The sequence below is a fragment of the Vibrio crassostreae 9ZC13 genome, from assembly GCF_000272045.2.
GTDB classification, from domain to species: Bacteria; Pseudomonadota; Gammaproteobacteria; order Enterobacterales; family Vibrionaceae; genus Vibrio; species Vibrio crassostreae_C.
This window is the reverse complement of sequence record NZ_AJYZ02000042.1, coordinates 560,222-577,879: the sequence shown is the minus strand read 5'-3', so window position 1 is coordinate 577,879 and position 17,658 is coordinate 560,222. Positions and strand designations below refer to the sequence as shown.

Below are 17,658 nucleotides of genomic sequence, written 5' to 3'. Positions count from 1 at the left end.
TGGATGTAAAAGCGGCAAGTATGAAAATACTTGCCGCTTTTTTGTTTATCGATTTTGTCAGGGTGTTCAAAGGCTGATTAGAAATTTTGATAAAGAACAACGACAAAAATAGCCTGAGATACAGACTTAAGTAGGAGTGTTGTTGAAGAGTTAACTTAACTAGGCTTTTACGTTGGTTCCCAGCGTAGAGATAGTATGCGTTTGACCACCGGCATTGTAGGTCATGCCAATTTTTCCGTGACTTTGTTGCATCATATTGCTGAGTTTTTTGAAGCTAAGGTGCGCTCGATTTAAGGCTTCGCCATTCACAAGGTTCGCTTGCTGGCAATCGTGCACTATGGACTGGATCTTAGTGACTAACTGAGCAAGTTCAGGGTTCTCGGTCAGTTCTGAGATATTGGTATGGGCTGCGATTCGCTGATCGGTTGATCTTAGTTGTTCAACTAGGACCACTTTTTCTTTGGCGATTCGCTCAATATCGTTTGATTGTCGGCTCGTAATAGCGGTTTTCTCTGAACTTAGTAATTCAGATAAGGCTTTGGCATTTTGAAGTTGAAAATTAACTAAATCTGCTAGTGCCGCCATAACGTAAACCTATTCATAACCTCGTGTACTTTAAGACAATAACTTCAATGAAAAGTTAGTGTTTTCTTAAAGGCCTTTTAATTCATCTTCGAACTTGATCATGTTGTCAGCCAGTTTCTCTGGATCGACAGTGTATGAACCATTCGCAATTGCTTCTTTGATCGCTGCTACTTTCACAGAATCAAAGCTTGGCTGTGCTGCCATATCTTGGTGGAGCTGACCAATCGCTTTGCCTTGTTGGCTCAGTGAAACCGCATCTTTGCTTGCTGGTGATTTAGTTGATACATCAGAGCGTGATGCCTCAGAACTAGAATCAGAGCGTACTGCTGATCGGTTAGTGGTCGTTAGGGTTTGCCCTGAACGAATATTATCAATGCCTGCCATAGTTAAGCCTTTTTCTTCAAAAATGGGAACCTGTACAGTCAATATCGACCAAGGGTTCGAATACTTTAGCAATTTTTAGCTCAATAGTCGAAAAGGGACAAAACACCGCAGCCGTTATATTTGGCGTTAGAGTTGAGGGTGAAATCGCTAACGATACCGTCAATTTAGAAGTAAAGAGTTAAAAGTAAACCGTGACTTCAGACATGCTGGTAACAATCCCTTCAATTATACGCTGTGATTTATCATTTTTCACTCTTACTTGATCACCCATAGAGCCATCGGTAAGCGCAGTTCCTTTGGTGGTAATGGTCATGCCACCTTTTACTGCCTGTATGATAACCTTCTCGTTTCGGCACACGACACAGATATCACCTCTTTCTACAACATCGCCCGGTCTTAGGTTCTTTTTTACCTTAGCGCCGATGACCTGATGTGGAGCTGTGAAACCTTGGCGACGAAACTTGTTAAGAGAAATCATAGCGGTGGTGACATCGTATTGACCGACGATTTCGCCTCTCGCGAGTGAGCGAGTGGTGGTGACAAGAGGCACCGACATCGAAAGGCGCACCGGTACATAAACTCGCCACTCATCAGGAACACATTGCACTAAAACCGTAATACTGCTGCGGGTATTGGTGGTCGTTGAAGCGCTGGTCTCTAAAGGCACTGGGCAGTCTGTCGCTTTGATTCTTGAGTCAACATTTGCTGAATTAACAAAGAGTTCGCCACCTTGTGGCTGCTCAACTGTATCAAGGATATGTTGCTCCGCTGCAGACTGAATCATCTCAATTTGTTCTGGGGTCGCAGCTTGTACAAAAAAACTAAACAATATTGATAAAATGCCGATAAACTTAGCGACAGTTTTAAAAGTAGCTCTACACATTGCTATGGAAAGAGGTGGCAAATTTGTTTTATAATACGTCATTCCGTTTCTCTGGTGGTTCGTAGCCTGCAGTAGACTAACACTTTTTATACAAAAAAGTTTGATATGGAGATGAGCTCATGACGGGTATTCTTGATTCGGTGAATCAGCGTACGCAACTCGTCGGTCAAAACCGATTAGAATTACTAACCTTTCGCCTAATGGGGCGTCAGCGTTACGGCATTAATGTCTTTAAAGTAAAAGAAGTGCTGCAATGCCCTAAGCTGACAAAGATGCCAAACTTGAACCCACTGGTTAAAGGTGTAGCACACATTCGTGGCCAAACGATCTCTGTGATCGACTTGAGCTTAGCGATTGGTGGCCGTCCTACAACGGATGTTGAAAAGTGTTTTGTGGTTATCTCTGAGTTTAACCGAACCATTCAAGGTTTCTTGGTAAGTTCAGTTGAGCGCATTATTAACATGCACTGGGAATCGATTCTTCCGCCGCCAGATGGCGCAGGTAGAGCTAACTACCTGACAGCGGTAACCAACATTGATAATGAATTGGTAGAAATTCTTGATGTTGAGAAGATCCTTGCAGAAATTTCTCCTGTTGATGAAACAATGGACAGCAAGATTGCTGAAGATATTGCGAAAGTAGAACAAGAGAAAGAACTGGTTCGCCGCATCTTGATTGCTGATGACTCGACCGTTGCTCGTAAGCAGGTTCAACGTGCTATTGAGTCGATTGGTTTTGAAGTTATCTCGGTGAAGGATGGTAAAGAAGCCTACGAGAAGCTGATACAGATGTCATCAGAAGGCAGTATTTACGATCAGATTTCATTGGTGATTTCTGATATCGAAATGCCAGAAATGGATGGATACACGCTGACTGCTGAGATTCGTCGTCACGCCGAACTTAAAGATTTATACGTAATTTTACACTCATCGTTGAGTGGTGTATTTAACCAAGCCATGGTTGAGCGTGTTGGAGCTAACTCCTTCATCGCTAAATTCAACCCAGATGAGCTTGGTGCAGCTGTAAAAGCTGCGTTAACTAACTAAAAGAGACATTAATGACTGCTATAACAATAAGTGATCAAGAGTATCGCGATTTCAGCCGTTTCTTAGAATCTCAATGTGGCATTGTATTAGGTGACAGCAAGCAGTATTTAGTGCGCAGTCGTCTAAGCCCATTAGTAACGAAGTTTAAGTTAGCTTCTTTGTCTGATTTGTTGAGAGATGTAGTAACAGGTCGAAACCGTGAGCTGCGTGTGGCTGCTGTCGATGCCATGACGACGAACGAGACACTTTGGTTCCGTGATACTTACCCGTTTGCTGTGCTTGCGGATAAGCTTCTACCGGAAATAGCGGCAAATAAACGTCCTATTAAGATTTGGTCTGCGGCAAGCTCTTCAGGCCAAGAAGCATACTCAATGGCAATGACGATTCTTGAAACTCAAGCTCGTAAGCCAGGTATGCTGCCAAATGTATCGATTACCGCAACTGACATCTCAGCAAGTATGTTGGATATGTGCCGCACTGGCGCTTACGACAACCTTGCATTGGGACGTGGACTTTCTCCAGAGCGCCGTCGTACTTTCTTTGAAGATGCGGGCGATGGCCGTATGAAAGTGAAAGATAACGTCAAGCGCATGGTGAACTTCCGCCCTCAGAACCTGATGGACAGCTATGCATTGTTAGGCAAGTTCGACATTATTTTCTGTCGTAACGTGCTGATTTACTTCTCGCCTGATATGAAGTCAAAGGTACTTAACCAGATGGCAAATAGCCTGAACCCTGGTGGGTACTTACTATTGGGCGCGTCTGAATCGTTAACAGGCTTAACCGATCGTTTTGAAATGGTTCGCTGTAATCCAGGCATCATCTACAAATTAAAGTAACGAGCGGCACCGATATTAGGTGTAAGGTTACCGTCTAAATTTAAAACCCAGCCAAGTGCTGGGTTTTCTTTTTCCTGCTTAAGCTATATCTTTAAGTCAGAGTGACATTCCAATTTACTCTATTTTTTGGCTTGTTTATTGCAAGTTTACCCACGAGTAACCTGTAAAAGCATTGATAGACCGCCTTGTTTCAAAAGTTGGTATATATATTGCTTTGGTTATTTCATAACAGTCAGTTCTTGAGTTGAGGTTTACATGGCTATTTCTTTTGACAATGCTTTGGGCATTCACCAGCACACAGTTGGTGTACGTGAGCGTAACGCTGAGGTGCTTTCCACCAATATCGCGCAAGCAAACACGCCTGGGTATAAAGCAAAGGGATTAGACTTTAAGAAATCACTGCAAGCGGCAAGTTCTGGGGCAAGCATTGGTCTTAGCCGTACAGATGGTCGGCACATTTCTGCCTCAACAACGGTGAACGGGGAAACGAAGTATCGCATTCCTACCCAACCTGATACAGGAGATGGCAACACGGTTGATTTGGATTTGGAAAGAAACCTTTTCATGCAAAACCAAATTAGGCATCAAGCCTCTCTCGACTTCTTAGGAAGTAAGTTCAAGAATTTAACTAAAGCGATTAAAGGGGAATAATTAGATGAGTTTATTCAATGTATTCAATGTGACTGGTTCTGCGATGAGTGCTGAATCTGTTCGTCTAAATACGACCTCGAGCAACCTTGCGAACGCGGACAGTGTAAGTAGTTCTGCTGAAGAAACTTACAAGGCTCGTCACGCAGTGTTCGGCGCTGAGTTAAATAAAGCACGCAACAGTGGTCACACTGTGCCTGTGAAAGTATTAGGTATTGTGGAAAGCGATAAGCCGCTAAGCGCGGAGTACAACCCGGATCACCCATTAGCGAACAACGAAGGCTATATCTACAAGCCTAATGTCAACGTTATGGAAGAAATGGCAAACATGATTTCGGCATCACGTGCGTACCAAACAAACGTACAGGTTGCTGACTCGAGTAAACAAATGCTGCTGCGTACGCTGCAGATGGGTCAATAAGGATAAGGAGGTAGCACATGGCTGGAATCAACAACAATGTTGGTCAAAGCGGCTTGTCCTATGTTGACCAGCTGAAGAGTCTTCAAGATGGCGCTAAAAAGCCCGACGAAACAACAGGTAAGCAGGATCTTAAACAAGAAGACTTCTTATCTTTGTTGACTAAGCAACTAGCACAACAAGACCCTTTCAAGCCGGTTAGCAATGACCAGATGATTGCGCAAATGGCTTCATTTGCGACCGTAGATGGCATTGGCAAAATGAATACACAGTTTGAAAGCTTGAATTCATCAATGACCTCTAACCAAGCTCTTCAGGCCTCCTCTTTAGTTGGGCGTGATGTATTGGTTCCTGGTGCGGCAGGTGTAAAACCCGGTGATGGCGGTATGGCGGCAATGGTTAAGCTTCCTCAGGCAATGGACAATGTAATGGTCCGTGTTGAGAACGAAGTTGGCCAATTGGTTCGCACATTTGATATCGGCTCTAAACCATCTGGTGATACACGTGTTGAATGGGACGGAAAAGACGAAGACGGTAACCCATTGCCGGCCGGTAAATACAACGTGAAAGCGTCGGGTTTGCTGGATGGCGAGAACACAGAGTTCCAAGTTTCCAGTTATGCGAACGTGAACAGTGTGCTTCTTGGTAAGGGCGATGGCAACGTACTACTCAATCTGGCTGGTTTCACATCGCCAGTACGACTTGCTGAAGTACTAGAAGTTGGTAAAGCGTAGCTCTTTATTGAGTGACTATGCTAGCTAGATAGATTAGGAGAATAATGGAATGTCATATGTAGCTTTAAGCGGCCTATCCGCTGCACAATTAGACCTGAATACAACCAGTAACAACATTGCGAACGCGAACACATTTGGCTTTAAAGAGTCTCGTGCCGAGTTTGGTGATGTTTACTCAAGCTCGTTGTTCACTAACGCAAAAACGACGGCAGGTGGCGGTGCGCAAGCTAGCCAAGTGGCGCAACAGTTCCACGAAGGTTCAAGTATTTATACGAACAACCCAATGGACTTACGTGTAAGTGGTACAGGTTTCTTTGCAGTATCTAAAGACCGCATGGTGCCAGAGATTAACGAATTAACGCGTAATGGTGCATTTCACCTAAACAAAGACAACTACATGGTTACCGCTAATGATGAGTTTCTTTTAGGTTACGATGTTGATCCAAACTCGGGGGAAGTTCTTTCTTATGCGCCAAAGCCTCTCGACATTCCTGCTGAGTTTGGTAAACCAAAACAGACAGAAAACATTGAAGTAGGGGTTAACCTTCCTGCAAACGGTGATCTTAAAGACCCGGCTGCATTTAACTTCAAAGATGCTGATACTTATAACCGTGCAACGTCTTCGACGGTATACGATTCTATGGGTCAGTCTTACAAGTTAACGACTTACTACCTCAAAGATCAGACTCAACCAAACACTTGGCAAACGTACTACACCATGTCAGATGAGAACGGTGAAAAGCCGGTCAACATTACTGGTGGTGATGCGACGAATGCACAAGGTCATGTTGGTCACACAATGAAGTTCAACAATGACGGTACGTTAGCAAGCCTAAACAATGGTCAGCCGATTAACTCGGAACCACTGGGTGCTGGTGCGAACCCTATTGACTTGAACGGTGCTGATCCAACTCAAGTGCTTAAGTTTGGTTTAGATTCTTCAACTCAGTTTGCCGCTCCGTTTGAATTGACTAAGTTTGATGAAGATGGCGCGACAACAGGTTTCTTAACAAAAATCGATTTCGATGAGTACGGCAGTGTTCTAGGTACTTATTCAAATGGTGAAAACGTGATGCTTGGCCGTGTAGGCTTGGTTCGTGTACCAAATGAGCAAGGTCTGGATAAGAAAGGCGGTACTCAATGGGATTCTACCAACGACTCTGGTGACAAGATCTGGGGTGAATCGAACAAAGGTTCATTTGGTAGCATCAACAACGGCTCGCTAGAGCAGTCGAACATCGATATGACTCAAGAACTGGTTGATTTGATTTCTGCTCAACGTAACTTCCAAGCGAACTCGCGTTCTCTAGAAGTACACAACCAGCTACAACAGAATATTCTTCAGATTCGTTAATCGTTTCGAGCGTTTGAATCATCTGCGAATACCCAATTCAATGTTATTGAATTGGGTATTGTTGTTTGTCTTCTTATTTGCCGCCCCTATTGCCGCCCGGTAATGCCTCTGGCAACAATTATTCCTCAATGATCCTTTGACGATCACCCATCTTCGTTCGTTTTCTATTTAAAATATTGATAAATAACAGTTAAAAATATTGGCACAGTGTTTGCTTTATTAGCCCCAGAAGATGATTTTTGGAGCAAAATTATGGATCGCGCACTGTTTCTTGCCATGAGTGGCGCTAAGCAAAATATGCAAGCTTTGCAGCTACGTGCAAACAACCTTGCCAACGTAAGTACAACGGGTTTCCGTGCTGATTTAGCACAGGCACGTTCAATGCAAGCGTATGGCGAAGGCATGCCTACTCGTGTTTTCAGCATGACAGAGCGTCCGGGTCATAATTTCGCTCAGGGTAGTGTGGTTACTACTGGCCGAGATCTAGACGTTACCATTCAAGGTGATGGTTGGATTTTAGTGATGGACAATACTGGCCGTGAAGGTTTAACACGTAACGGTAACCTAAGGGTTGACCAAAACGGTTTACTAACCAACGCAAGCGGTCACTTAGTGCTTGGTGAAAACGATGCACCAATCACGCTGCCAATCCCAATCAGCAAAGTAGAAATTGGTACAGACGGTACGATTTCGGTGATTCCTCAAGGCGCTCCAGCTGAAGAATTGGCCGTGGTTGATCGTATTAAGCTTGTACGTCCAGACAACCAAAGTTTGTTTAAAGACACGAATGGTCTATTCCGTTCGAAAAACCCAGATCAGGCATACGAAGCAGATGCAGCGGTAACGTTGCTAAAAGGTGCTATCGAAGGCAGTAACGTAAATGCCGTAGGTGAAATGACCAGCCTAATTGACTTACAACGTCAGTTTGAAATGCAGGTCAAAATGATGAGCACAGCAGAGGAAATGGACAAGTCGTCTGATTCACTGCTTCGTATGAGCTAATAGAATTTAAAGGACATTGCTATGCATCCAGCATTATGGGTAAGTAAAACGGGTTTAGACGCCCAACAAACCAATATCTCAACGATTTCGAACAACCTTGCCAACGCCTCGACCATTGGTTTTAAAAAGAGCCGCGCGGTATTTGAAGATCTGTTCTACCAGAATATTAATCAACCGGGTGGTCAATCGTCTCAGAATACTGAGCTGCCAAGTGGTTTGATGCTGGGTGCCGGTTCTAAGGTCGTCGCGACTCAAAAAGTGCACACTCACGGTAACGCACAAACGACATCTAACAGCCTAGACATGATGATTGAAGGCGACGGTTTCTTCCAAGTTGAAATGCCAGACGGTGAAACAGGTTACAGCCGCAATGGTCAGTTCACACTGAACGGTGAAGGCGCGATCGTAACGTCGGGCCAAGGTTATCCTCTACAACCAGAAATTGTGATTCCTGAAGACGCGATCTCGGTAACGGTTGGTAACGACGGTGAAGTATCGGTTCGTCTACGTGGCGAGCAAAACAACGTCGTGGTTGGTCAAATTACCATTACTGACTTTGTAAACCCAGGTGGTCTAGAGCCAGTAGGTCAAAACCTTTACTTGCCAACTGGCGCGAGTGGCGACCCACAAGAGGGTGTACCGGGCTTTGATGGCCTGGGTAACATCCGCCAATCGATGCTAGAAACATCGAACGTAAACGTAACCGAAGAGCTGGTAAACATGATTGAAGCTCAGCGTGTATACGAAATGAATTCGAAAGTTATCTCGTCAGTAGACAAGATGATGAGCTTTGTTAACCAACAGCTGTAATTGGTTTATTCGCCGTTTACTTTTTTAATTAATCTATCTGTTTTTGCTAATTGACCCATTTACCACTGCCTGCTGAGAGTATATCGCCATGAAACGTATTTTTTGTTTAGCTTTGTTTATGTCTATGTCGGGATGTGCTGTTCTGGACCCGATCGAGACTCCGGCAGAAGAAAATGCAACCACAGTGGTTGATGCGGTTGAAGGCGATAAGTCGGCGCAAGAGAGCTCTGGCATTATTGACACGCTTCGTGGGCGAACCGATCCAATTGCTGGTGACCCTGCATGGGCGCCAATCAACCCCAAGCAGAAACCAGAGCATTACGCAGCGGCAACGGGCTCACTGTTTAATGTGAACCACATTGGCAGCATGTATGACGACTCAAAGCCTCGTGGTATTGGTGACATCATCACTGTAGCGCTAGATGAGAATACTCGAGCGACCAAAAAAGCCAACGCAGACATGTCTAAGTCGAATGATGCATCGATGGAGCCGCTGGCTGTTGGTGGTCAAGAGCTGACGATCGATAAGTACAACTTCTCTTACGATCTGAGCAACACCAATACCTTCGCTGGTGATGCATCAGCCAACCAAAGTAACAGCATCAGCGGCTACATTACCGTTGAAGTCATCGAAGTATTAGCTAATGGCAACCTAGTGGTTCGTGGTGAGAAGTGGATGACACTGAACACCGGCGATGAGTACATCCGCCTAAGCGGTACCATCCGTCCAGACGATATTGACTTCGAAAATACCATTGCTTCAAACCGTGTTTCTAACGCACGAATTCAGTACTCAGGGACTGGCGTACAGAAAGATATGCAAGAGCCTGGATTCTTGGCACGATTCTTTAATGTATCTCTGTAGAGCTTGATAGGACGACGACATACTGACAGCCTCTATCACTCAGCCACATTTAGCTAAGCTATTATAAATTAAAGCAATACAGACAGGTTACTCAATGAAAAAACTGACACTCGTACTATTCGGCATGCTATTTCTTGCCACCAGTGCCCATGCTGCGCGAATCAAAGACGTGGCAAAAGTGGCGGGTGTTCGTAGTAACCAACTTGTCGGTTATGGTTTGGTCACGGGCTTGCCGGGTACTGGTGAGACAACTCCCTTTACCGATCAAACATTTAACGCAATGCTGCAAAATTTTGGCATCCAATTGCCGCCCGGCACTAAGCCAAAAACCAAAAACGTCGCGGCTGTTATTGTGACTGCTGAACTGCCAGCATTCTCTAAGCAAGGGCAAGAAGTTGACGTAACCGTTTCTTCTATCGGTTCAGCAAAAAGCCTTCGTGGTGGTACCTTGCTACAGACCTTCTTGAAAGGTCTAGACGGTCAAGTGTATGCGGTCGCGCAGGGTAACTTGGTGGTAAGTGGCTTTAGTGCACAAGGTAACGACGGTTCTAAGATTGTCGGTAACAACCCTAACGTTGGTATCATCTCTAGCGGTGCGACGGTTGAACAAGAGATCCCAACGCCATTCGGTCGTGGTGACTACATCACCTTCAACCTAATCCAATCAGATTTCACAACGGCTCAGCGTATGGCTGATGCGGTTAATAATTTCCTAGGCCCACAAATGGCTTCAGCGGTAGACGCAACTTCAGTAAAAGTTCGTGCACCGCGTGAAATCAGCCAGCGTGTAGCATTCTTGTCGGCTATCGAAAACATCGAGTTCGACCCTGCTGAAGGCTCTGCAAAAATCATCGTCAACTCTCGTACAGGTACGATTGTGGTTGGTAAGCACGTTCGCCTAAAAGCGGCGGCGGTCACCCACGGTGGTATGACGGTTGCAATTAAAGAAAATCTAAACGTAAGCCAACCGAATGCATTCTCTGGTGGCCAAACGGTAGTGGTCCCTGATTCTGATATCGAAATCACGGAAGGCGATGGTAAGATGTTCAAATTTGAACCTGGCCTAACGCTGGACGATTTGGTACGCGCAGTCAATGAAGTGGGCGCTGCACCTTCTGATTTAATGGCAATCCTTCAAGCACTGAAACAAGCGGGTGCGATTGAAGGCCAATTGATCATTATCTAAGAAGGGGTAAAGCATGATTAAAAATAACAATGACATCGGCTTTATTCACGATATCGGTAGCCTAGACCGCCTTCGTCAACAAGCGGTAAACGGTGAAGAAGGTAGCGAGAAAGAAGCATTAACCGCGGCGGCAAAACAGTTTGAATCGATTTTCACCTCGATGTTGTTTAAGTCAATGCGCGATGCTAACTCGAGCTTTAAGTCGGATATGTTGAACAGCCAGAACGAGCAGTTCTATCGTCAGATGCAAGATGACCAAATGGCGAGTGAGTTAAGCGCTTCAGGTTCATTAGGTCTTGCAGATATGATCGTGGCTCAACTAAGCGCTGGCCAAGCAAGCGATACGTCTGAAGAGAAGGTTCGCAGTGAAGGCTTTGATGCTTCATTGCAAAGACCGCAATATTCAGGCCGTTCGGAAGAGCGAGCGTCAGACGTTCAACCTGCGCAAGCAGCAAAACAGCCAGTATCCTTTGATTCTCCAGAATCGTTTGTGACCTCAATGAAGCCTTACGCGGAAAAAGCGGCAAGTGCGCTTGGTGTGGACTCGTCTCTTCTATTGGCACAAGCTGCCCTTGAAACGGGTTGGGGTTCTAAAATGGTTAAGAACTCTTTGGGCAACAGCAATAACTTATTTAACATCAAAGCAGATAGAAGTTGGAAGGGCGATAAGGTCGCGACTCAAACTCTTGAGTTCCATGGCAAAACCGCCGTTAAAGAGTCAGCTTCCTTCCGTTCTTACTCTAATTTCGAAGATAGCTTTAATGATTACGTGAAGTTCTTGAACGAAAATCCAAGATACGAAACGGCGCTACAGCATCAAGGCAATTCAGAGAATTTCATCAAAGGTATTCATCAGGCTGGTTACGCAACTGACCCTAACTATGCAGACAAGGTTTTACGAGTTAAAGCCAAGATTGATGAGATGAACTAGCGTCATAAATCAACATAGAGAGCTTGCTACTGGCAGGCTCTTTTCTTCTCCGCCCCTTCAGTTCTTACGCGTAATTCATAGTTATCTCCTTACACTTCAATAAATTATCGTCTTTTAATTTCCTATTGTTTGTGTTGGCACATATATTGCTTTTATCTTAGTAATATACGGTTGTAGTTAATCAGTTCATTCTGGTTTTGTTAAGTTTTTTGGGGGCATTATGGCGTCGGATCTTCTGAATGTAGGGGCACAAAGTGTTCTTACGGCTCAGAGACAGCTCAACACCACAGGTCATAACATTTCTAACGCTAACACAGAGGGCTATAGCCGCCAGTCTGTGATTCAAGGTGTGAATGACCCGCGCCAGTACGGTGGGCAATCCTACGGTATGGGGGTACATGTGGAAAATGTTCGCCGCTCTTGGGATCAGTTTGCCGTCAAAGAACTTAACTTATCGACAACCAATGCCGCCAACAAAGGCGATACCGAAGCCAACCTCGATATGCTGTCGAGCATGTTGTCGTCGGTCGCTTCAAAGAAGATTCCAGAAAACCTCAACGAATGGTTTGATTCCGTTAAGACTCTCGGCGATACCCCAAATGATGTGGGTGCGCGTAAGGTCGTGTTAGAGAAAGCAGGGCTTGTAACTAAAACCTTGAATGAATTTCATGAAACAGTTCGTCAACAGTCTGATTCTACGAATAAAAAATTAGATATGGGTATCGAGCGAGTTAACCAACTTGCGTACGAGATCCGTGATGTTCAGCGTTTAATGATGCGAACTCCTGGGCCTCATAATGACCTACGAGATCAGCATGAAAAGTTGATTAATGAGCTTTCTGGTTACACCAAAGTTACGGTGACACCACGCTCAAATGCCGAAGGGTTTAATGTCCATATTGGTAATGGCCATACCTTGGTCTCTGGTAGTGAAGCGAGTCAGCTGAAGATGGTTGATGGCTTACCCGATGCACATCAGCGCCGCCTAGCGATTGTTGAAGGTAAGTCTTTAAAACCGATCACCAGCAGTGATATCGACGGAAAAATCGGCGCCATGCTAGACATGCGTGACGAACATATCCCAGCAATCATGGATGAGCTTGGTCGTTTGGCGACCGCGTTTTCATATGAGGTCAATAGTCTTCAAGAACAAGGTTTGGATCTTAACGGCAACGTAGGCAAGGATTTGTTTACCGACGTGAACTCAGAGCTGGTGGCAAAATCTCGTGTCACGGCTAGCGGGCAATCGAAAGCCGATGTTGCGGTATACATTGATGATACTTCTGCCTTAAAAGGCGGTGAGTATGGACTGAAATACGATGGCAGTGATTATGTCGTGACTAAGCCGAACGATGAGACCGTTAAGATGGCGACCGACTCTAGCGGTAGTGCTTTTTATCTTGATGGCATGCGAGTGGAAGTACGTAACCCTCCTGAACTAGGAGAGAAACTGTTACTGCGTCCAACGCGTAATTTTGCTGCGCAGATTCATATGGAAACCAAAGACCCGAAAGACATTGCTGCGCAAAGTTATGAGGCATCGACCACGTTTGCCAAGGGTACAGCGGGATTTAAAATCCTAGAAGCAGGTCAACTGCGTGAGTTTGAAGTGATTGTCTCACCAAAAGGTGAGCAGTTTGCTGTGACGGATCCGAAGGGTAACATTTTAATGCAGCCTCAACCGTATCCGCCACAAGGGCCAGTGACCATCAACGGTACAACGTTTGAGCTCACACCCGGTGCGGTGGCAAATGATAAGTTTACGGCAAACCTTGTCCCATCAGAAGGTGACAACGGTAACCTGCGTAAGCTACAAGATCTTCAAACAGGAAAGCTGTTGAATGATGGTGAGTCTACGATTTTAGACCTTTACCACAACTTGAATACTAATACGGGCTTGAAGTCTTCAACGGCAAATCGCCTGAGTGATATTGCGACATTAGAAAAACAGTCGGCTCAAGAACGTATTGCTTCTATCTCGGGAGTAAACCTCGATGAAGAAGCGGCAAACATGATGAAATTTCAGCAAGCGTATATGGCTTCTTCACGTATCATGCAAGCAGCCAATGATACGTTTAACACTATTTTGGCTCTGAGATAGGAAGGTATAAATGTTGAATCGTATCTCTAGCTTCCATAATTATCAGTCAGTACAAAACGACTTGCGCCGTCAAGAGAACAAGGTGCATCACAACCAAGCACAACTTGCTTCGGGTAAGAAGTTACAGTCGCCAAGTGATGACCCATTAGCGACGCACTATTTACAGAACATTGGTCAGCAGTCAGAACAGCTTAAACAGTATGTCGATGCGATTACTCTAGTCAGAAACCGTCTTGAGCATCATGAAGTATTGGTTTCTAACACTGAAGGCTTTGCTGATGAAGCAAAACGAACCGTGATGGAAATGATCAACGGTGCGCTTTCTCCGGAAGACCGTTTAGCTAAGAAGCGTGAAATTCAAGAACTGGCGAATAACTTCCTGCATTTAGCCAACTCTCAAGATGAGTCGGGTAACTACACGTTTGCAGGCACTAAGCCGAAAAATCAGCCTTTCTTTCGAGATAACGAAGGGAATGTGACATATCAAGGTGATGACTACCAACGCAAGATGCGTGTGGCAAGCAGCTTTGAAATGGCAATGAATGATCCGGGCAGCAAGATGTTTATGGAAATAGACAACCCGTTCGGTGACTACGAACCTCAGTACGAGCTTGAACCTGCGTCTGAGTTATTGCTCGGGCGTGCGACCAACAGCGATGAAGATGGGTCTACTTATAAAGTGACGTTTGTCGACATGCAGACGGGCAATTTCGCTTATCAGCTTGAAAAAGACGGCGCAGTGGTTGCGGCAGAAGATTTTGATCCTTCGACAGGCATTGTTTATGAAGGGCTGAATATTCAAATCAAAGGCCAAATCACTAAAGGTGATTCGATCACCTTAGAACCACGAGAGACTTTCTCTATCTTTGATACGTTCAAAGAGGCTGCTGAGCAGGCTGAAAACCCGGTATCGGATGCATCAGCAACAGCGAAACTGCACCAAGTAACTGAAGAGTTCCACGCTGCGTTTATCCATTTGACCAAGGCAAGAACCGATGTTGGTGCACGCTTGAGTACTTTGGATATTCAAGAGCAACAACATGAAGATTTCAAGTTGTCTTTAGCAAAAGCAAAAAGCAACTTTGAAGACTTGGATTACTCGAAAGCGATCATTGAGTTCAATGAAAACTCTCGAGCACTACAAGCTTCTCAACAAGCGTTTGGCAAAACCAAAGACCTGACCTTGTTTAACTATATTTAATGATCAATCGGTATTTAATGGTGGCTTGTCGATCACCATGGCGTTGATTCCTTGCCGTATGTGCTATGCCATACGTGCGAATGACGCCACAGTTTGCCGCTTTTTTGTACGAAGCATGATGTTTCTAGAATAGCGGCAAAAAACGGCAATAAGGAAGGTGAATGTTTTTCATCTTCTAATAGTAGAAAATCATAATTGCGCAGTGTTGTTTGTAAGCTTCTGATTTTTAGATAATTAAAAAATTATTTATATGATATTAAACTTGGCATACAACTTGTATCTGTGTTGGTTATAAATGATTAATACAGATCTTAAACCTTGTATAGGGTTTATCGAGTAATACACGGTCAGTGCTTATCCATATGAGAGTAAAGCTGGCCGCTTCGCAGAAACTTTGCGAACTCATAAGGAGAGCAAAATGGCTATCAATGTAAGCACTAACGTATCTGCTATGACAGCACAGCGTTACCTGAATAAAGCATCTAATGACTTAGCGACTTCTATGGAGCGTTTGTCATCTGGTCACAAGATCAACAGCGCGAAAGATGATGCGGCAGGTCTGCAAATCTCGAACCGTCTAACCGCTCAGTCTCGTGGTCTTGATGTGGCAATGCGTAATGCCAACGACGGTATTTCGATTGCTCAAACAGCAGAAGGCGCGATGAACGAATCGACTAACGTACTACAACGTATGCGTGATCTAGCGATTCAATCATCAAACGGCACTAACTCGCCGGCAGAGCGTACTGCACTGAACGAAGAGTCAATGGCACTTCAAGATGAGCTTAACCGTATTGCGGAAACCACATCGTTTGGTGGTCGTCGTCTACTGAACGGTTCATTCGGTGAAGCTTCATTCCAGATCGGTTCTAACTCTGGTGAAGCAATGATCATGGCTCTGACAAGTATCCGTGCAGATGACTACCGTATGGGTGGTACTACGTTCGATTCAGAAAACGCGAAAGATAAGAACTGGGAAGTGCCGCCAACAGCGAGCGATCTTAAGTTCGAATTCAAAACCAAAGCGGGTGAAGACATCGTTTTAGATATCAATACCAAAGCGGGCGATGATATCGAAGAGCTTGCGACTTACATTAATGGTCAGTCTGATCTTGTGAACGCATCGGTTACTGATGATGGTCGCATTCAACTGTTCGTTGCTGAACCTGACCTTGACGGCCCAATGTCTATCTCTGGTGGTCTAGCGTCTGAGCTAGGTATTAAGAGTGAAGGCCGCGCAACCTCGGTTCAAGATGTTAGCTTAACCAGCGTTGCGGGTTCACAGAACGCGATCAGCGTGATTGATTCTGCAATGAAGTACGTGGATTCACAGCGTGCTGATTTGGGTGCAAAACAGAACCGTCTAAGCCACAGTATTAATAACTTGGCAAACGTACAAGAGAACGTAGACGCTTCAAACAGCCGAATCAAAGATACGGACTTTGCGAAAGAGACGACGCAAATGACCAAATCACAAATTCTGCAACAAGCAGGTACTTCAATACTTGCTCAAGCAAAACAGTTGCCTAACTCTGCAATGTCATTATTGCAATAGTTATTGGTTGAACTTGCTGCTCGTGTTCAGACGTGAGCCATGCAGCAAGGGAAACTGGCAAGCATACTTACTATTGAATGTTTAGCTCTCTCATCTCTCACCTGCTATCCATTTTTGCAGTAAGAATGCAACGGCAAGTCGGAAATGTGTTCATTTCTCGATGATCTCCACACAGGCTCTGACGCGCCAACTAGCCCCGGTTCTCTCAAAGGAAAAGGGGCTTTTTCCTTTCTGTATTTCTTGTTTTTGCTATTTATTTTCCTGTGAACTTTCTCGCACTACCTTTTCCAAATCTCTATTTGATGGTTCTTCTTCACGACAAATAATGTCATCTATTACACAAGATTTGCGTAAGTCAGAGATCTTTGGCGATTGATCATTTCTCGACCTTGAGCCATTTAGACGGCGGTTCGTACGCTTTCTGAACAGGTTAAGATCTTTTTCCAATTGAAATCTATCGCTGTATTAGAAAATGATGAAAATTAAGTTGTTGATAAATATTAGATTAATATTTTTTTTGTGGTTTTTTGAAAGTTTTTCTAAAGCTTCTGATTTTCGCGCCGTTATTAAAAGTAACTTTGAGAGAACTACTTGGTTTTCCGAGACGTCGGAAACCGCTATACCGGAAAATCAATTGGAGAAATCACCATGGCAGTGAATGTAAATACAAACGTTTCAGCGATGACAGCGCAACGTTACCTAAACAACGCAAACAGCGCACAACAAACATCAATGGAGCGTCTAGCTTCTGGCTCAAAAATCAACAGCGCAAAAGATGACGCTGCGGGTCTACAAATCTCGAACCGTTTGAACGTTCAAAGTCGTGGTCTTGATGTTGCTGTACGTAACGCGAACGACGGTATCTCAATTGCACAAACAGCTGAAGGTGCAATGAATGAGACGACTAACATCCTGCAACGTATGCGTGATTTGTCTCTACAATCTTCAAACGGCTCAAACTCAAAATCTGAGCGTGTAGCGATTCAAGAAGAAGTAACAGCGCTGAACGACGAACTGAACCGTATCGCGGAAACGACGTCTTTTGGTGGCAACAAGTTGCTTAACGGTACTCACGGTACTAAATCATTCCAAATCGGTGCAGACAACGGTGAAGCG

17 protein-coding genes and 1 pseudogene are annotated in these 17,658 nt (G+C 44.6%); 15 read left to right on the top strand and 3 right to left on the bottom strand.

The features are described 5' to 3' along the window. Positions 1-159 precede the first annotated feature (159 nt). The 3 genes from A136_RS21295 to flgA form a co-directional block, all read right to left on the bottom strand. Positions 160-585 carry a flagella synthesis protein FlgN gene (locus tag A136_RS21295; RefSeq protein WP_017064136.1) on the bottom strand — a complete coding sequence of 142 codons (426 nt, stop codon included), beginning with the start codon at positions 583-585 and terminating at the stop codon, positions 160-162. A gap of 66 nt (positions 586-651) precedes the next feature. After that, on the bottom strand, positions 652-969 hold the full coding sequence (flgM, locus tag A136_RS21290; RefSeq protein WP_017062263.1) for a flagellar biosynthesis anti-sigma factor FlgM: 318 nt from the start codon (positions 967-969) through the stop codon (positions 652-654). Positions 970-1,147: 178 nt separating this feature from the next. Then, the gene (gene flgA, locus A136_RS21285) at positions 1,148-1,894 is read right to left on the bottom strand and encodes a flagellar basal body P-ring formation chaperone FlgA (RefSeq protein ID WP_017064135.1); all 747 of its coding nucleotides are present in this window, start codon (positions 1,892-1,894) and stop codon (positions 1,148-1,150) included. A gap of 77 nt (positions 1,895-1,971) precedes the next feature. On the opposite strand from flgA, the gene A136_RS21280 reads away from it, so the two are divergent. From A136_RS21280 to A136_RS21205, 15 genes and pseudogenes are all read left to right on the top strand, one after another. Next, complete coding sequence (locus tag A136_RS21280; protein ID WP_017064134.1) at positions 1,972-2,898, top strand: chemotaxis protein CheV; 927 nt, start codon at positions 1,972-1,974, stop codon at positions 2,896-2,898. Between the two features lie 11 nt (positions 2,899-2,909). Beyond that, complete coding sequence (locus A136_RS21275) at positions 2,910-3,737, top strand: protein-glutamate O-methyltransferase (protein WP_004736174.1); 828 nt, start codon at positions 2,910-2,912, stop codon at positions 3,735-3,737. Between the two features lie 255 nt (positions 3,738-3,992). Further along, positions 3,993-4,388 (top strand): flagellar basal body rod protein FlgB, encoded by a 396-nt coding sequence (gene flgB / locus A136_RS21270; RefSeq protein WP_004736175.1) that lies wholly within the window; start codon positions 3,993-3,995, stop codon positions 4,386-4,388. Between the two features lie 4 nt (positions 4,389-4,392). After that, the gene (flgC, locus tag A136_RS21265; RefSeq protein WP_004736176.1) at positions 4,393-4,806 is read left to right on the top strand and encodes a flagellar basal body rod protein FlgC; all 414 of its coding nucleotides are present in this window, start codon (positions 4,393-4,395) and stop codon (positions 4,804-4,806) included. Positions 4,807-4,823: 17 nt separating this feature from the next. Continuing rightward, positions 4,824-5,537, top strand: a complete 714-nt coding sequence (flgD, locus tag A136_RS21260; protein ID WP_010439286.1) for a flagellar hook assembly protein FlgD — start codon at positions 4,824-4,826, stop codon at positions 5,535-5,537. Between the two features lie 49 nt (positions 5,538-5,586). Then, positions 5,587-6,891, top strand: coding sequence for a flagellar hook protein FlgE (flgE, locus tag A136_RS21255; RefSeq protein ID WP_017062260.1), 1,305 nt, complete (start codon positions 5,587-5,589; stop codon positions 6,889-6,891). Positions 6,892-7,143: 252 nt separating this feature from the next. Beyond that, on the top strand, positions 7,144-7,893 hold the full coding sequence (flgF, locus tag A136_RS21250) for a flagellar basal-body rod protein FlgF (protein WP_017064133.1): 750 nt from the start codon (positions 7,144-7,146) through the stop codon (positions 7,891-7,893). Positions 7,894-7,914: 21 nt separating this feature from the next. Further along, positions 7,915-8,703 (top strand): flagellar basal-body rod protein FlgG, encoded by a 789-nt coding sequence (flgG, locus tag A136_RS21245; protein ID WP_017062259.1) that lies wholly within the window; start codon positions 7,915-7,917, stop codon positions 8,701-8,703. 88 nt (positions 8,704-8,791) lie between these two features. Next, the gene (gene flgH / locus A136_RS21240) at positions 8,792-9,568 is read left to right on the top strand and encodes a flagellar basal body L-ring protein FlgH (protein ID WP_017064132.1); all 777 of its coding nucleotides are present in this window, start codon (positions 8,792-8,794) and stop codon (positions 9,566-9,568) included. Between the two features lie 94 nt (positions 9,569-9,662). Next, a complete protein-coding gene (locus tag A136_RS21235; RefSeq protein WP_017062257.1) occupies positions 9,663-10,754 on the top strand; it encodes a flagellar basal body P-ring protein FlgI in 1,092 nt (363 codons plus the stop codon). 13 nt (positions 10,755-10,767) lie between these two features. Beyond that, on the top strand, positions 10,768-11,685 hold the full coding sequence (gene flgJ, locus A136_RS21230; RefSeq protein WP_017064131.1) for a flagellar assembly peptidoglycan hydrolase FlgJ: 918 nt from the start codon (positions 10,768-10,770) through the stop codon (positions 11,683-11,685). Positions 11,686-11,905: 220 nt separating this feature from the next. Next, positions 11,906-13,786: a flagellar hook-associated protein FlgK gene (gene flgK / locus A136_RS21225; RefSeq protein WP_017064130.1), complete on the top strand. Its 1,881-nt coding sequence runs from the start codon at positions 11,906-11,908 to the stop codon at positions 13,784-13,786. A 10-nt stretch (positions 13,787-13,796) separates the two neighbouring features. Next, positions 13,797-14,987 carry a flagellar hook-associated protein FlgL gene (gene flgL / locus A136_RS21220; RefSeq protein ID WP_017064129.1) on the top strand — a complete coding sequence of 397 codons (1,191 nt, stop codon included), beginning with the start codon at positions 13,797-13,799 and terminating at the stop codon, positions 14,985-14,987. Positions 14,988-15,405: 418 nt separating this feature from the next. After that, positions 15,406-16,542, top strand: a complete 1,137-nt coding sequence (locus A136_RS21215) for a flagellin (protein WP_017064128.1) — start codon at positions 15,406-15,408, stop codon at positions 16,540-16,542. A gap of 648 nt (positions 16,543-17,190) precedes the next feature. Next, positions 17,191-17,658, top strand: a pseudogene (locus A136_RS21205) (flagellin); the annotation flags it as partial.

Bases quoted from the DNA above. Each gene is read 5' to 3' on its own strand.
- flgH (WP_017064132.1), top strand. From the start codon at position 8,792: ATGAAACGTATTTTTTGTTTAGCTTTGTTTATGTCTATGTCGGGATGT.
- flgF (WP_017064133.1), top strand. From the start codon at position 7,144: ATGGATCGCGCACTGTTTCTTGCCATGAGTGGCGCTAAGCAAAATATG.
- flgL (WP_017064129.1), top strand. From the start codon at position 13,797: ATGTTGAATCGTATCTCTAGCTTCCATAATTATCAGTCAGTACAAAAC.
- flgB (WP_004736175.1), top strand. From the start codon at position 3,993: ATGGCTATTTCTTTTGACAATGCTTTGGGCATTCACCAGCACACAGTT.
- A136_RS21295 (WP_017064136.1), bottom strand. From the start codon at position 585: ATGGCGGCACTAGCAGATTTAGTTAATTTTCAACTTCAAAATGCCAAA.
- flgM (WP_017062263.1), bottom strand. From the start codon at position 969: ATGGCAGGCATTGATAATATTCGTTCAGGGCAAACCCTAACGACCACT.
- A136_RS21235 (WP_017062257.1), top strand. From the start codon at position 9,663: ATGAAAAAACTGACACTCGTACTATTCGGCATGCTATTTCTTGCCACC.
- A136_RS21280 (WP_017064134.1), top strand. From the start codon at position 1,972: ATGACGGGTATTCTTGATTCGGTGAATCAGCGTACGCAACTCGTCGGT.
- flgC (WP_004736176.1), top strand. From the start codon at position 4,393: ATGAGTTTATTCAATGTATTCAATGTGACTGGTTCTGCGATGAGTGCT.
- A136_RS21275 (WP_004736174.1), top strand. From the start codon at position 2,910: ATGACTGCTATAACAATAAGTGATCAAGAGTATCGCGATTTCAGCCGT.
- flgD (WP_010439286.1), top strand. From the start codon at position 4,824: ATGGCTGGAATCAACAACAATGTTGGTCAAAGCGGCTTGTCCTATGTT.
- A136_RS21215 (WP_017064128.1), top strand. From the start codon at position 15,406: ATGGCTATCAATGTAAGCACTAACGTATCTGCTATGACAGCACAGCGT.
- flgK (WP_017064130.1), top strand. From the start codon at position 11,906: ATGGCGTCGGATCTTCTGAATGTAGGGGCACAAAGTGTTCTTACGGCT.
- flgA (WP_017064135.1), bottom strand. From the start codon at position 1,894: ATGACGTATTATAAAACAAATTTGCCACCTCTTTCCATAGCAATGTGT.
- flgE (WP_017062260.1), top strand. From the start codon at position 5,587: ATGTCATATGTAGCTTTAAGCGGCCTATCCGCTGCACAATTAGACCTG.
- flgG (WP_017062259.1), top strand. From the start codon at position 7,915: ATGCATCCAGCATTATGGGTAAGTAAAACGGGTTTAGACGCCCAACAA.
- flgJ (WP_017064131.1), top strand. From the start codon at position 10,768: ATGATTAAAAATAACAATGACATCGGCTTTATTCACGATATCGGTAGC.